Source organism: Arthrobacter sp. R-11 (genome assembly GCF_049913155.1).
Classification (GTDB): Bacteria; Actinomycetota; Actinomycetes; order Actinomycetales; family Micrococcaceae; genus Arthrobacter.
Window position 1 is genome coordinate 468,155 of record NZ_CP183979.1, and the last position, 14,143, is coordinate 482,297.

Genomic DNA, 14,143 nt, shown 5'->3' on the forward strand with positions numbered 1-14,143 from the left:
CCATGGGCATCCGAAAGTTGGATTGGGCCGTCACGTACTCGGCGGTCTCCGGTAAGAGGCTCCGACACGAGTACGACACCGAGGCCAGGGCCCGGGAATTTGCCGCCCGCCAGACGACCCGTTCACGGGACCTGCACCTGGAGGCGCCCGTTGTCACACGGCTGAAGCCCCGCCGGTGGGAGGCCGGTTACCAGGACCCGCAGGGCAAGTGGAAGACGCATCGGTTTGCAACCAAGGATGAAGCGGCCGAGTTCCTGAGGGATCAGACCAGGACGGTACGGGCCGGTACCTACATCGATCCCAAATCTGCCGCCGGCATGACAGTTGCCGACCTTCACGAACTGTGGCTCGAACGGATCAAGTCGGTGGGTGCATCCGGGAGGCGCCCAGCCACGCCCAAGACGGTGCAGGGTTATGAGTGGCTGTATTCCCGATTGATAAGGCCCTATTGGTGGGACTACCCGCTGAGCAGCGTGACATATGCAGGTGTCGCCCGGTGGACACAGACTATGAAAGGGGTTGACGGAAGGACTGCGAGCAGTGACACCAGGGCCAGGGCATCCAAACAGTTTTCCAGGATGCTTGATTACGCGGTCGGGCTAAGGGTGTTGGGTACGAACCCGGCGAAAGACGCCATTGGGGGACGTGACTATGTACCTCAGATGAACAACGGCCGGGAAGCTGTTTACCTAACACGCGCCCAGCTTGAGCGGCTCGCACTGTGCGCCGGTCGATACGGACTTCTGGTCAGATTCACGGGACTCACCGGACTGAGGTGGGGCGAAGTCACTGCTCTGGTCGTCGGCGATCTTGATCTCGGTGAGAGACCCTATGTATCAGTATCCAAGGCTTATTCCGAAGTGGACGGCAGGCTTGTCCTGGGCGAAACCAAAGGTCACGCGGCCCGCGAGGTGCCATTGCCAGCTTCCCTCGTCGGGAACCTCCTCGCGCTAGTGGAAGGGAAACCAGCCCAGGCTTTGTTGTTTCCCTCGTCCCAGGGCCTGCCGATGCGCAACTCCAACTTCACCAGGCGGTACTACGAGCCGGCCAGGCGGCTGGCATCGTCAAGTGTCAGCCGGGTGCAAGACGCCCTCGGTATTACGGAGACCAGACGCGGGCTTGCGGTGTTCGGAGACGTTACACTGGCGGCATTGGTTGGTTTCCAGTACGACTGCGGGTTGTCCAACCTCGGTGCTATCGGCCCGGAGACATGGAAGGCACTCGCCTCGGAATCTGGCATTTCCGATGAACAACGGGATCTTCTGCTTCGGTCTTCAGAGATCCGTCTCGATTTTGGGGACATGGATTTCCGGCCGCCGGTGTTCCACGACTTGCGCCACACCGCCGTCAGCCTCTACCTCTCGGTAACGAAGAATGTGAAGCATGTTCAGCGGATCGCTGGCCACAAGGATGGCACGACGACGATCAACACCTACGGGGAGCTCTTCGACGACGACTTCTTCAAGGCAGCGGCCGGACTTGATTCGTTGCTCCCATAACTCCCTTTCAGCTTCTTCCTTTGGTAAAGCTCTGGTAGAACCAAACGGCGGCCTTGTCAGCATTGGGATGTAGGACGATTCAGCGTTCGACTGAAAATCGAAAGGTCACCGGATCGACGCCGGTCGGAGCCACCACTGGGAAGCACCAATTCTTCGGAATTGGTGCTTTTCTTCTTTAACGCGCCCGGTTGTTTCGGTTCCCCTTTTCCCGCCTCTGTTCAGCGGTGAACGGCGGGCGTATTCTTTCCTCGCTGGCACTCGGACGGCGTCGAAAACGGGGGAAACCATGAAGTTCAAGTCCAGGCTGTTCCTTGCCGCCGCACTGGCCGCGGCCATCGCACTGGGAGGCTGCTCGTTCCCGGCTCCGGCGGCCCCGAAAACGCAGGAGAGCACGACGCCGTCTCCGTCGGAATCGGAGCCCTCACCGGAGGACTCGTCGACCGGCAGTTCCGACGGCCCAGGTGGGCTGGCCGGCGGCTTCGGCTCGATGAACGAGGCCTGCGTCTCCGTCAGTGCCACCTACCTGAGCATCAGCATCCTGCCCATGGCGGGTGCCATGGGCGGGAAACCCGAGGACCTGAAGAAGGCCCAGGATGAGCTCGCCAAGTTCCAGGCCAAGGTTCCGGATGAGCTGAAACCGCATTTCGAAAAGCTCAAGGCCTTCATCGATTCGGCAGGCTCGGATTTCAGTAAGTACGGGACCGGCGAATTCGAACAGCTCTCCAAACCGATCGAGGAATGGCTGGACAAGAACTGCAAGTAGCCCGCCACCCTGTCGCAGCCACGCGTTAGGGTGGTACCCAGAAGAAGGGGAGGGGCACCGGCATGGACCGTGAAGAGATAACAGGGGAACCGGCAACAGAGGAGCAGGCTGCGGGCAGCGGCCGCACGGTCATCTCGGATTCGGCCGTCGCCAAAGTAGCCGGCATCGCGGCGAAAACGGTGCCCGGCGTCTTTTCCCTCGGGTCCGGCCCTTCCCGTGCACTCGGCGCCATCCGGGACGCCGTCGGAAGCTCCGACCACGCCGCCGGCGTGCGTGCCGAAGTGGGCGAAACCCAGGTAGCCGTGGACATTATCCTTGTGGCCGTCTACGGCTACCCCCTCCATGACGTTGCCAATCAGGTCCGGGCGGCCGTCTACAGCGCGGTGGAAAAGCTCGTGGGCCTGCAGGTCATCGAAGTCAACATCGAAATCAACGACGTCTACATCGCACCGCCGGCGAAACCGGGTGGCAGGGCGGGCAACGAAAGGGAGGCACTCCAGTGAACATGACCGTGGTCGGCATCGGGATCGGTGCCTTCGTCGCTTTCATGTCCTTCCAGTTCGGCCTCTGGGGCTTCCTGGTTTCCCTCCTGTTCATGGGCATCGGGGCCATGCTGGGCCGCGCTGCCGACGGGAAGCTGGACCTCCGCAGCGTGCTGGACGCCATCACCGGCCGGCGCTCCTCGTCATGAGTGCAGCACCCGCGGCCGTCCGCCAGGCTTCCGCGGGCCTGGCAGGCCACAACCGGATCAGCACCCAGGCACTGACGTCCCTGGCCCGCGAAGCCGCCGCTGAAGCACTGGACGTGCACGCGCATGACGTCCGCGCCGAATGGTCGGACGACGGCGGCCTGCTGGCCCTTTCAGTTGTCGCGCCGGTGAGCATCCCGCCACTGACTGAAGTCCTCCGCGAGCCGGGCCGGGTCGAGGCGTCAGGCGGCTCCGTGCGGGACCGCGCCGTGGCGGCCAAGACGGACATCCTGCGCAGGGTCACGGAGCTGAGCGGCTCCATGCTGAGCCGGGTGGACATCCGGATCAGCGGCGTCCGCATTACCGAGGGAGGGCGGGTCCAATGAGCAACGGCACAAGCACGGGGACACCCGGCCAGGAAACCCAACCGTTGGCGGAGAGTTCCGCGCCGGGTGCGCCCACCGACCCCGGAATCCGCACTATCCTCCGCCGCGAGACCCGCTCTTCCCGTGCCTTGGCCGCCGGGGCAGCCGCTGTCCTGGTCATTGCCGTCTGTGTGTACGGGCTGCTGGAATCCGCGCTGCGGGCCATCGGACAGCAGCCCTGGCTGATCGATCCGCAGACCGCGGCCGAGCGCCTCGTGAAACTCCCTGAGGGCATCTCTCCGCTGTTGCTCGGCGCGACCGGCGCGGTCCTGGCGATGTTCGGCCTGGTCTTCCTGCTCAATGCGGTTCTCCCGGGCCGCCGTGCACGGCATCTGCTCGAGGACCCGCGGGTGGCCGTGGTGGTGGATGACGAGGTCATCGCCGCGGCCCTGGCACGAAGCGCCCGGGCCGCGGCGAACGTCACCCAGGAACAGGTCATGGTGGTTGTGTCGCAGCGCCTGGTGGTGGTCAACGTACGGCCTACCTCCGGGGTCCCGGTGCACGAGCAGCGCGTCCAGTCCGCCGTCGAGGACGAACTGCGTGCCATGTCGCCTTCACCTATGCCGGCCATCCGTGTCAACATCGCCGTTTCGGGGGTGATCGGAGCATGAACGGAACTCCGCACGTCCTCAACCGGATTTTGGTGGGCATCCTAGGGCTGCTCATGATGGCGTCCGGCACCCTGTTCGTGCTGCTCGCCGGTGTTCCCGCCGTGGCCCAGTGGTGGCGTAATTGGTCTTCGGACGCCTACGAGCACGCCGTTTACCTTGCCGAGCAAACCCGGATTCCCGGACGCCAGGAGAGCTGGCTCTGGGTGGCCGCCGCGGCCATCATGGTGATCCTGATTGTGCTGATGGTGGCGTGGCTGGCGCAGCAGGGCAAGGGCCGGGCCAACCTGATCGTGGCGGACTACGAGGACGAAACCACCCCCGGCGAAGTCCAGATCGGCGGCGCCGTGGCAGAGCAGGCCTTGAAAGCGGCGTTGGCGGGACGGCCCGACCTCGCCGCCGTCACCGTCGTCACGTATGAGGTCCAAGGCCGCCCGGGCCTGCGGGTGCGGGTGCATCCCAGGCAAGGGGTGTCCCCGCAGCTACTCGCAGCTGAGGTTTCGGGGCTGGTTGAGGCGCTGGACACCGTGGTGGGTCGCAGGACTCCGGTGCTGCTGCACATCGCAGGCGGCGCCCGGGCCAGGTTCAGCAAGGCCGAACGCGTCCGCTAGTCCCCGCCGGCTCCCGAATCTCGCTTCGCTTTGATTCGGGTCCCTCACCGGCGTGGGCCCACCCATATGGTGGCCTTTGCCTGAAGCGGCGGTGAACACCTCCGGACTTTGTGTCGGAATATGCCTTGAACAGGGGTTTTGCCTTGCAGTGGCTCTCCGGCGGGTCCTAGTTTGATGGCAGGGGGATGAACCTTTCCCTTTGCTTGGGCTTTGCCCGGGCCGCCGGGGGACACGCGTCTGAGTGGAGCCGACGAACCAGGAACAAGAGAACCAGGAGAAGGAGAGAACCATGAGCGAAGCAAACGGCAACGAAAACGTTGAGGGCCAGGTTTCCGGGGGCGACGCCGTCGAGAACGCCAAGGAATTCGCCGGGGACGCGGTGGAGAACGTGAAGGAGTTCGCGGGTGACGCCGTCGAGAACGCCAAGGAGTTCGCCGGGGACGCGGTGGAGAACGTGAAGGAGTTCGCCGGCGACGTCGCAGAAAACGTCAAGGGCCTGGGCTCCAAAATCGCAGGCCTTTTCAAGGGTGGCGACAAGTAACTCCCGGCCTTGAAACTGATGGCAGGTTCCACCGGAAACGGCGGGACCTGCCATCAGCTCGTGAAGGTGCTGCCCACTCTTCGGACTTGAGCAGCCACACGGCACGGTTCGCCTTGAAACGCTCGTGGCGGCCGGAGGTGTGGTTGGGGAGCAGGTCCAGGATCACCTTGAGCCCCAAGCAGCCGGGCGCTTTGGCAAGCAGGACGTCGACGTCGGCCAACGTTCGAAAAGCCGTTCACTTCGCGGGAGTCTTCGACGTCATACCCGGCATCAGCCCGCGGCGACTTGTAGAACGGCGGAAAGTCGGACGGCGTCGGCCCCCAATCCGGAAAGGTGCTCCAACCGTGAGGTGATGTCGGGCAGCTCGCCGGTCCCGCCGCCGTTTCCATCCGCGAAGGAGCGTGGATAGCCCTGGTAGATGACGGCGTGATGCCACCCCGGCGGTGGGGCGTTCACGGGCTGGGGCCTGGGGTTCCTTCTGGCGGTGCTGCGCGCGTCCCATCAGACCAATGCCCACCGGCTCACGGGACCGGCCCCTGTGTCCTTTGGGGTGGATCGGCGGCGGCCCGGGTTTATTTCCCGTGTTTCCTAACGATTACGAGAATATGTGTAAACGCTTGCATTCTTCTTGCAAATTTCGCTAGTGTGAGCAGCACCACATCACATAGCCGCGTCGCGGCACCCACCTGGTTCACTCATCGAGGAGTCCCGGAAATGAAAACTCGCAAGTACCTCCTTCCGGCCGCTGTTGCCGGCGTGCTCGCCATCTCTTTGTCCGCTTGTGGCGGCGGTGGCGGCGGGGGTGGAACCCAGAGCGGCGGCGGCGATGCAGCTGCCAACCTGGACGGCCGCGGCCCGATCACCTACGTCACCGGCAAGGACAACGCAGCCGTCCAGCAGCCCACGGTTGATCGTTGGAACGCCGCCCACCCTGACCAGAAGGTCACGCTGAAGGAACAGACCGACAAGGCCGACCAGCAGCACGACGACCTCGTGCAGCACTTCCAGTCCAAGGACCCGGGCTACGACCTGGTGACCGTGGACGTCGTATGGACCGCCGAGTTTGCCGCGAAGGGCTGGTTGCAGCCGCTCAAGGACAAGATGGCCGTTGACACCTCCGCACTCCTGCCGGCCACGGTAAAGGCCGCAACCTACAACAACACCCTGTTCGCCGTTCCGGCCCACTCCGACGGCGGCATGCTGTACTACCGCAAGGACCTCGTCCCCACCCCGCCCAAGACCTGGGACGAAATGATGTCCATGTGCTCCATCGCCAAGGCGAACAAGATCGGCTGCTACGCCGGCCAGTTCCAGAAGTACGAGGGCCTCACGGTGAACGCTGCCGAGGCAATCAACACCTTCGGCGGCAAGATCGTGGATGACGCCGGCAAGGCCACGGTTAACTCGGCCGAAGCCAAGGAAGGCCTGGGCAAGCTGGTCGAAGCCTACAAGGACGGCAACATCCCCACTGAAGGCATCACCTTCCAGGAGGAACAGGGCCGTCAGGCATTCGAAGACGGCAAGCTCCTCTTCCTCCGCAACTGGCCGTACGTGTACAACCTGGCCAAGACCGACGGCTCCTCCAAGGTGAAGGACAGCTTTGCCGTTGCTCCGCTCCCGGGCAAGGACGGCCCCGGTGCTTCCTCGCTCGGTGGCCACAGTGCAGCCGTGAGCGTCTACTCCAAGTACAAGGCCACTGCCCTCGACTTCGCCAAGTTCCTCACCGAGGACGAACAGCAGAAGTTCTTCGCCCTGAAGGGTTCCCTGGCACCAGTGAAGGCCAACATCTACACCGATGCTGAGATCGTTGCCAAGGCTCCGTACATGCCGACCCTGCTGACCTCCATCCAGAACGCCGTGCCGCGCCCGGTGACGCCGTTCTACCCGGGTGTCACCAAGGCTGTCCAGGACAACGCCTACTCAGCACTGAAGGGTGAGAAATCCGTAGACCAGGCGATTGCGGACATGCAGGCCGCAATCGACGCTGCAAAGTAGCGGTCCTCTACCCGCCGGGGAGCCGCCGCGCAGCGGCGGTTCCCCGGCTTCCCCAAGGAAGGGGAGAACAGGAGTCATCATGTCCACTGAGGCCCCCACGCCGACCAGTGCCAAGGAAACGTTGGCCGGCACTCACCACATGCCGGGCAAGGAAAGCGCTGACCGCCGCCAGGTCACCCAAGGCCGCTGGGCCTACACCCTGATACTGCCAACGCTCGTCCTGCTCGGGGTAGTCATCATCTACCCCATCATCAATGCCATCATCATGTCCTTCCAGAAGGACTCCGGCCTCGATCCGGCCACCGGCTTCTTCACCGAGGGCGGCTTCGCCGGCTTCGAGAACTACACCCACTGGCTGCTGCAGCAGTGTGGTTCCGGCCCGGCGCTTGGTCCCTGCCCGCCAGGCACCCTTGGTGCGCAGTTCTGGGACGCCATGAGCACCACGTTCTTCTTCACGATCGTGACGGTCGCGATGGAGACCGTGCTCGGCTTCTGGATGGCCGTCATCATGTCCCGCGCCTTCCGCGGCCGGGCTCTGGTCCGGGCCTCCGTGCTGGTGCCGTGGGCCATCCCCACCGCCGTGACCGCGAAGCTGTTCTTCTTCATGTTTGCCTTCGAAGGCATCGTGAACACACTCTTCGGCACCCAGATCCTCTGGACCGGTTCCGAATGGCCGGCTAAATGGGCCATCATCATCTCGGACGTGTGGAAGACCACCCCGTTCATGGCCCTGCTGATCCTGGCCGGGCTCCAGCTGATCCCGGACGAGGTCTACGAGGCGGCAAAGGTCGACGGCGCCTCGGCCTGGCAGCGTTTCACCCAGATCACGCTCCCTCTGGTCAAGCCCGCGCTGATGGTCGCGATCCTGTTCCGCACGCTGGACGTGCTGCGCATGTACGACCTGCCCGCGATCATGACCGGCGGTGCGAACAACACCACCACGCTCTCGATCCTGGTGGTCGACCAGATCAGGCAAGGCCTGAACAATGCCTCGGCGTTGTCCACGATCACCTTCATCGTGATCTTCCTCGTCGCGTTCATCTTCGTCCGCTTCCTCGGCGCGAACGCCGTGGACGCGGCAACTACCGGAAAGAAGTGACATGAGCACCGCAACCGCCACTGCTGCCCGGCACGCCGATGTTCCCGTCCCCCGTCGCGCCTTCGATTGGGCGCCGGCGCGCACCTACATCCAGGCTGCGATCATCCTCATCTGGTGCCTGGCACCGTTCTATTGGATGATCGTCACGGCCTTCCGCGACGTCGGCTACACCTTCGACCCGACGTTCTTCTTCACCCACGTGACGTTCGACAACTTCGCCACGGTGTTCGATGAATCGCGGGGCAACCACTTCGCCCAGAACCTGATCAACAGCCTCATCGTCGCGGGCGTCACCACGATCATCTCGCTGATCGTCGGTGTCTTCGCGGCCTACGCGCTGGCCCGCCTGCGGTTCAGCGGCAAGAGCCTGGTACTCGGGTTCATCCTGGGCGCATCCATGTTCCCCGGCGTCGCCCTTATCACCCCGCTGTTCCAGCTGTTCACGAACATCGGATGGTTCGGTACCTACCAGGCCCTGATCATCCCGAGCATCTCCTTCTCCCTGCCGTTGGCGGTCTACACCTTGACCTCCTTCTTCCGGGAGATGCCGTGGGAGCTCGAGGAATCGGCGCGTATCGACGGCTGCACCCAGGGTCAGGCCTTCCGAAAGGTCATCCTGCCCCTCGCGGCGCCGGCCACCTTCACAACGGCGATCCTGACCTTCATCGGAGCCTGGAACGAATTCCTGATCGCCAGCCAGCTGTCCGTGGACGCCACCAAGACGGTCACCGTCGCCATCGCGTCCTTCGCCGGTGCCCAGCCGCACCAGGAACCGTACACCGCAGTCATGGCCGCCGGAACCATCGTGACCATCCCGCTGGTGATCCTGGTGCTGATCTTCCAGCGCAAGATCGTGGCCGGCCTTACCGCGGGCGCGGTCAAGTGAGCCGTTCCGGACACCCCGCAGCTTCCGACGGCGGCAGCCCCGCCGTCGGAGGCCCCGCGGGCAAAGACGTCCATGCGCAGCGCAAGGTCCGCTCGGCCGAAGACCTGGACATACTGATCGGTTTCCTCGGCTTCTGGACCCTGGTGCTGCTTGCGACCACGGTCTGGATGGAGCTCACCGCCCAGCCCGCACTTGGCTGGGCCTTGGGTCTTCTCGCCGCCGTACTGACCCTGTGGGGGCTGGTGCGGCTGCGTCGGCGGCTGCCCCCGCGGACCGGGCGCCGGATCCACTAGCGGAGCAGTAACAAAAGCACGGAATCCAGGGAAACCTGCCGGCGGGATAAACTGTATACCAGCCCTCGGCAGGGAATTCCCGCCTCCGTGCGGTCTCAGGAGAGGGTTTCATTGGCGAAGACGAGCGAGCGGTCCCAGCGCGGAGGGCATGCGGGGACAAGCATCGAAGACGTCGCCGCGGCGGCCGGGGTTTCGACGGCCACGGTTTCTAGGGCCGTGCGGGGATTGCCCCGCGTCTCTGCAGCAACCAGGGAGAAAATCCTCAGGATCGCAGGGGAGCTTGGCTATGTCGCCTCCTCGTCGGCGTCCGGCTTGGCTACCGGACGGACCCGCACCGTGGGCGTGCTGGCTCCCTACGTCGACCGCTGGTTCTTCTTCAAGGCCATCGAAGGCGTAGACCGTGAGCTGCACGCCAACGGCTACAACCTTTCCCTCTTCAACCTGGGCGGGCAAAGCGGCAGCCGGGAGCGCCTCTTCAGCAAGACCATGGTCCACAAACAGATCGACGCCCTGCTGGTCCTGTGCATGTCCCTCACCCCGGAAGAGGTGGACGACCTCCAGCGGATCGACGTCCCCTTGGTAGTGGTCGGCGGACCCGTGGAGTCCTGCCCCAGCATCGGGATCAACGATTTCGCGGCCTCCGTGGAAGCCACGGAACACCTGCTGAGGCTGGGTCACCGTGCGATTGCGCTGCTCCACGGGCAGGACGACTCCGACCTCAACTTTGCCGTTCCCCGCCTCCGGGTGGACGGCTTCATGAAGGCCATGAAGGAGGCCGGCTGCACGCTGCCGCCCGAGTGGGACATCTTCGGCAACTTCACTGTCAGCAGCGGGCAGGCCGCCTTTGACGAACTCTGGTCCAAGCCCGGGCCGAAGCCGACCGCCCTGTTCTGCGCCTCGGACGAAATGGCAATCGGCGCGATGCTTCAGGCCCGGCGGCGTGGCGTGCGGGTGCCCGAGGACCTCTCGATCATCGGCATCGACAACCATGAATTCTCCGAGGCCATGGGCCTGACCACCATTGCCCAAAGCCCCCTCGAACAGGCGCAACTGGGCACCCGCATGCTCCTCCAGGAACTCGCCGGGAAGTCCGGGGCCATCCACTCGGTCACCGCCGAGCACCACCTGATCGCGCGGGAGACGACGGCCCCGCCCGCGGCCTGAACCAGACGGTTGTGCCGGTGCCTGGAGTTTGTCTGCTAGCGGGCTTGCGGCAAAGGCTGCCTGGTCCGCCACAGGCCGGGCATCAGTGGTCAGCCCCCGTATGGAACGATTGCAGCCCAGCGCTCCAGCGTGGCGCGGGCAAAGGTTCCGTGCGGGTCTTCCGCGCCCGTTCCATGACCTCGTCCCGGCGTTGGTCGACGACGTCGATAGGCTGCCCCTGCTCATCCGCACCCTCGGCGTAGCGCGCCCAAGCCGCGACCACCTGGGCGGAACGGCGCACCTCCCCGCCGTGGGCAAGCCGGTGCTGGACCACCGGCAGCAGGAATTTGGGGATCCGGTCCGAACTCTCGGCGTCGCCTCCTCCGCCTTCATCGATGAACACCGTTTCCGCGCCGCGAAGGAACGGGGCCGCCGCGGCCGCGATCCGCCGCTTTTCCCCGAGGTTGCTGGCGGCCCGCTGGCTGACGTTGCTTTCGAAGTCGGCGCTTTCCACCGGGACGGCTCCGCCGTGGACCCGGCGCAGCACACAAGACCGAATGGGCGTCCGGTGAACGTCCGTAGGGCCCTAGGAGGCGCGGGCGAGCTGCCGGATCGGGATCCAGCGCGACGCGAGCCGCCGGTATGCCGCGGCCGCCCCGGTCATGTCGCCCTCGGCCAGGCACTCGATGCCCAGCCGCACATCCAGCGGCGATTCGTCCGGGTAGACCTTGTCCGCCACGGCGCCGTAGTCCAGCTCCACCATGGAATCCACGTGGAACATCTCGAGCCATTCGGTGAGCTGCGTGAGGTCGTCCAGCATGTCCAGGTCCGGCGCCGCAAGGGCCAGGTTGGCCACCGCGAAGCGTGCACGCTCCAGGGCCTCGGTCAGCGGAACCCACACCCGGACGGTCAGGATGCGTCCGTTGCCCTCAACCACCTCTTTGCGGTCAGCCTCCTGGAACAGGGAGAACCAGCTGAACGGGATGCCCCACGTAGAGGCCCGCGTGTGCACGCGCTTGGAGTCATGGCCGGCATTGATCCGATCGATCCGGAGCTGGTGCTTCTCCCTCTGGTCCACCGGGATGAGCAGCTCCGCAAGGGAACCGTGGATGCCTTCCATCAAGGCGTTCGCCGCCAGTCCAGCGCGGATCACCAGCTGGCTGGGGCAGTAAAGGAGGCGGCCGGCGTCGTGCTTTCCGCCTTCCGCAGGGGCACGCGTCACCCGGACGAGGTCCGTGCGGCCGGTGGGGAAGGGATCGCCGCCGGGGCGGGTGACCCTGCCCAGCGAAGCGAGGAGTTCGGCGTGCTCGACGGCGGCCCGGGAACCTGCGCGGGTGCCGCCGGCTTCGAGCTGCTCGCGCTGGCGCTCGGGGAACGCCTCAAGCGGTTCGTAGATGCGCAGCGCAGAGGAAAAGGGGAGCCCTGCCTGGCCGCGGTAGAAGTCTTCGCTCATTGCAGCCCCGCCTCCTTCACCTGTTTGCCTGCCCTGCCCTCGTGAATCCGCCCGGTCCGCGTTTCCGGCTAGTCCGCGAGCTCCACGATCACCGGTGCGTGGTCCGAGGCGCCCTTGCCCTTGCGCTCTTCACGGTCGATGTGCGCGCCGGTGACGCGGGCCGCCAGCGCGGGGGAGGCCAGGACGAAGTCGATCCGCATGCCTTCCTTCTTGGGGAAGCGCAGCTGGGTGTAGTCCCAGTACGTGTAGACGCCGGGGCCCGGGGTGTACGGGCGGACGACGTCGGTGAAGCCCGCGGCCTCGAAGGCGTGGAACGCGGCACGCTCCGGTTCGCTGACGTGGGTCATGGCGTTGGCGCGGAAGAAGTCGATGTCCCAGACGTCCTCGTCCGTTGGGGCGATGTTCCAGTCGCCCATCAGCGCGATCTGGCTTTCCGGGTTCCCGGTGACCCAGCCGGCGGCGTGGCCCTTCAGCGTGTCCAGCCACTTGAGCTTGTAGGGCATGTGCTCGTCATCCAGGGAGCGGCCGTTGGGTACGTAGAGGCTCCAGACCCGGATGCCGTTGCAGCTCGCGGCGATGGCACGTGCCTCCTGGACCGGGTCCTTGCCGGCCTTGCCGAAGGCGGGCTGGTCGAGGAAGGTGCGTTCGACGTCCTCGAGCCCCACGCGGGAGGCGATCGCGACGCCGTTCCACTGGCTCAGCCCGAAGTGCGCCACCTCGTAGCCCATGCGTTCGAACAGCTCCCAGGGAAAGTTGTCGTCCTTGCACTTCGTTTCCTGGATGGCCAGGACGTCGCAATCGCTGCGCTGAAGCCAGGCCTCCACCCGGTCGGCGCGGGCGCGGAGGGAGTTCACGTTCCAGGTTGCAATCTTCACAGGCACTAACTTACCGAACTTGGGTGGCGGGTTGTTCGTTGTCCCGGAATACCTTTTGGCCCCTCCCGGTTGCCCACTGACGTGAGCACACTTTTCTCCGAAGCCGTCCTTTCCGCCCCATCCGGCCAGCTCGCGCTGCGCAACCGGACCTTCCTCGCCCCGATGTGCATGTACTCCGTCGACGCGCGCGACGGCGTCCCGACCCCCTGGCATCTCGTCCATCTCGGGGCGCGGGCAGCGGGCGGGTTCGGCATGGTGATCGCGGAAGCGACCGCCGTGGTGCCGGAAGGCCGCATCTCGCCCGAGGACCTGGGACTCTGGAACGACGAGCAGGCGGCGGCCTTCAGGCCGATCACCGACTTCATCAGGAGCCAGGGCGCCGCCGCCGGCGTGCAGCTGGCACACGCCGGCGCCAAGGCCTCCACCTACGGCAACGTGCCGCGCTTCGTCTCGCAGGGACTCACCGGTTCCGTTCCGGCCGGCGACGGCGGCTGGGTCACCGTGGCGCCGTCGGGCACCTCTGCGCATGGCCTGGCCGAGCCGCGGCCGCTTTCCGCGGAGGAGATCGCCGAATCCGTCCAGGCTTGGGCGGCTGCCGCCCGGCGCGCCGACGAGGCGGGCTTCGACTTCATTCAGATCCACGCGGCCCACGGATACCTGATCCACCAATTCCTGTCCCCGCTGACGAACAGGCGCGGTGATGGGTACGGGGGTTCCTATGAGGGCCGCACCCGGTACTTGCGCGAAGTGGTTGCCGCGGTCCGCGCCGTGTGGCCGGCGGAGAAGCCGCTGGGCGTGCGCTTCTCCGGCTCGGACTGGGTGGACGGCGGCTGGACCATCGAGGAGACCGCGCGGCTGGCCGTGGAACTCCGCTCGCTTGGCGTGACAGTGTTCGATCTCTCCAGCGGCGGGATCGGCGCCTACCGCGGGCCGGTGGGACCGGGCTACCAGATCGCGCTGGCGGACGAGGTGAAGAAGGCACTGGCCGCCGACGCGCAAGAACGGAGCGTGGAGAACGACGCCTTCGTGACCGCCGTCGGGATGATCACCACAGCGCAGCAGGCGGAACAGGTGCTGGTTAACGGCCAGGCGGACGGGGTGTCGATCGCCCGCGCGGCCCTGCGTGAGCCGAACTGGGCCGCCTTGGCCGCCCGCGAACTCGGCGAGGCCGTGGAGAAGACCCCGTTTGCGCCGCAGTACTGGCGCGCGCACTGGTAAGCCCCAAGTAACTCGCAGTTGTTGTCGTTTTGGGCGCTCAAAACGA

At 65.5% G+C, this 14,143-nt stretch carries 18 protein-coding genes; 14 read left to right on the forward strand and 4 right to left on the reverse strand.

Annotated elements, in window-relative coordinates; genetic code table 11:
• The first annotated feature begins 2 nt into the window (after positions 1-2).
• The 8 genes from ACN9M4_RS02070 (at position 3) to ACN9M4_RS02105 (ending at position 5,135) form a co-directional block, all read left to right on the forward strand.
• A complete protein-coding gene (locus tag ACN9M4_RS02070; RefSeq protein WP_426301896.1) occupies positions 3-1,499 on the forward strand; it encodes a hypothetical protein in 1,497 nt (498 codons plus the stop codon).
• Between the two features lie 286 nt (positions 1,500-1,785).
• Entirely contained in the window at positions 1,786-2,262 is a 477-nt protein-coding gene (locus ACN9M4_RS02075; RefSeq protein ID WP_426301898.1) for a hypothetical protein, read from the forward strand.
• 62 nt (positions 2,263-2,324) lie between these two features.
• Positions 2,325-2,765: an Asp23/Gls24 family envelope stress response protein gene (locus ACN9M4_RS02080; protein WP_426301900.1), complete on the forward strand. Its 441-nt coding sequence runs from the start codon at positions 2,325-2,327 to the stop codon at positions 2,763-2,765.
• Positions 2,762-2,953: a hypothetical protein gene (locus ACN9M4_RS02085; protein WP_115787145.1), complete on the forward strand. Its 192-nt coding sequence runs from the start codon at positions 2,762-2,764 to the stop codon at positions 2,951-2,953. The genes ACN9M4_RS02080 and ACN9M4_RS02085 overlap by 4 nt, the downstream gene beginning before the upstream one ends.
• Entirely contained in the window at positions 2,950-3,336 is a 387-nt protein-coding gene (locus ACN9M4_RS02090; RefSeq protein WP_426301902.1) for a hypothetical protein, read from the forward strand. Before ACN9M4_RS02085 ends, ACN9M4_RS02090 begins: the two co-directional genes overlap by 4 nt.
• On the forward strand, positions 3,333-3,986 hold the full coding sequence (locus tag ACN9M4_RS02095; RefSeq protein WP_426301904.1) for a DUF6286 domain-containing protein: 654 nt from the start codon (positions 3,333-3,335) through the stop codon (positions 3,984-3,986). The genes ACN9M4_RS02090 and ACN9M4_RS02095 overlap by 4 nt, the downstream gene beginning before the upstream one ends.
• Positions 3,983-4,594 (forward strand): hypothetical protein, encoded by a 612-nt coding sequence (locus tag ACN9M4_RS02100; RefSeq protein ID WP_426301906.1) that lies wholly within the window; start codon positions 3,983-3,985, stop codon positions 4,592-4,594. Before ACN9M4_RS02095 ends, ACN9M4_RS02100 begins: the two co-directional genes overlap by 4 nt.
• A 289-nt stretch (positions 4,595-4,883) precedes the next feature.
• On the forward strand, positions 4,884-5,135 hold the full coding sequence (locus ACN9M4_RS02105; RefSeq protein WP_426301908.1) for a CsbD family protein: 252 nt from the start codon (positions 4,884-4,886) through the stop codon (positions 5,133-5,135).
• Here the strand turns inward: ACN9M4_RS02105 and ACN9M4_RS02110 are convergent.
• The gene (locus ACN9M4_RS02110; RefSeq protein ID WP_426301910.1) at positions 5,116-5,355 is read right to left on the reverse strand and encodes an alpha-amylase family glycosyl hydrolase; all 240 of its coding nucleotides are present in this window, start codon (positions 5,353-5,355) and stop codon (positions 5,116-5,118) included. The genes ACN9M4_RS02105 and ACN9M4_RS02110 overlap by 20 nt on opposite strands.
• Before the next feature lie 494 nt (positions 5,356-5,849).
• Between ACN9M4_RS02110 and ACN9M4_RS02115 the strand changes: the two genes are divergently transcribed.
• From ACN9M4_RS02115 to ACN9M4_RS02135, 5 genes are all read left to right on the forward strand, one after another.
• Positions 5,850-7,130, forward strand: coding sequence for an ABC transporter substrate-binding protein (locus tag ACN9M4_RS02115; RefSeq protein ID WP_426301912.1), 1,281 nt, complete (start codon positions 5,850-5,852; stop codon positions 7,128-7,130).
• A gap of 79 nt (positions 7,131-7,209) precedes the next feature.
• Positions 7,210-8,229: a carbohydrate ABC transporter permease gene (locus ACN9M4_RS02120; RefSeq protein WP_426301914.1), complete on the forward strand. Its 1,020-nt coding sequence runs from the start codon at positions 7,210-7,212 to the stop codon at positions 8,227-8,229.
• Between the two features lies 1 nt (position 8,230).
• Complete coding sequence (locus tag ACN9M4_RS02125) at positions 8,231-9,115, forward strand: carbohydrate ABC transporter permease (protein WP_426301916.1); 885 nt, start codon at positions 8,231-8,233, stop codon at positions 9,113-9,115.
• The gene (locus ACN9M4_RS02130) at positions 9,112-9,408 is read left to right on the forward strand and encodes a hypothetical protein (RefSeq protein ID WP_426301918.1); all 297 of its coding nucleotides are present in this window, start codon (positions 9,112-9,114) and stop codon (positions 9,406-9,408) included. The genes ACN9M4_RS02125 and ACN9M4_RS02130 overlap by 4 nt, the downstream gene beginning before the upstream one ends.
• A gap of 111 nt (positions 9,409-9,519) precedes the next feature.
• Entirely contained in the window at positions 9,520-10,572 is a 1,053-nt protein-coding gene (locus ACN9M4_RS02135) for a LacI family DNA-binding transcriptional regulator (RefSeq protein WP_426301920.1), read from the forward strand.
• An 82-nt stretch (positions 10,573-10,654) separates the two neighbouring features.
• Here ACN9M4_RS02135 and ACN9M4_RS02140 read toward each other — a convergent pair whose 3' ends face one another.
• The 3 genes from ACN9M4_RS02140 to ACN9M4_RS02150 all read right to left on the reverse strand — a co-directional run bounded on the left by ACN9M4_RS02140 (position 10,655) and on the right by ACN9M4_RS02150 (position 12,879).
• On the reverse strand, positions 10,655-11,065 hold the full coding sequence (locus tag ACN9M4_RS02140) for a hypothetical protein (protein WP_426301922.1): 411 nt from the start codon (positions 11,063-11,065) through the stop codon (positions 10,655-10,657).
• Positions 11,066-11,137: 72 nt separating this feature from the next.
• Positions 11,138-12,004 (reverse strand): hypothetical protein, encoded by an 867-nt coding sequence (locus ACN9M4_RS02145; RefSeq protein ID WP_426301924.1) that lies wholly within the window; start codon positions 12,002-12,004, stop codon positions 11,138-11,140.
• 68 nt (positions 12,005-12,072) lie between these two features.
• Positions 12,073-12,879 carry an exodeoxyribonuclease III gene (locus tag ACN9M4_RS02150; RefSeq protein ID WP_426301926.1) on the reverse strand — a complete coding sequence of 269 codons (807 nt, stop codon included), beginning with the start codon at positions 12,877-12,879 and terminating at the stop codon, positions 12,073-12,075.
• 81 nt (positions 12,880-12,960) lie between these two features.
• Here ACN9M4_RS02150 and ACN9M4_RS02155 point away from each other — a divergent pair, with 81 nt between their 5' ends.
• Positions 12,961-14,097: an NADH:flavin oxidoreductase/NADH oxidase gene (locus ACN9M4_RS02155; RefSeq protein WP_426301928.1), complete on the forward strand. Its 1,137-nt coding sequence runs from the start codon at positions 12,961-12,963 to the stop codon at positions 14,095-14,097.
• The last annotated feature ends 46 nt before the right edge of the window (positions 14,098-14,143 follow it).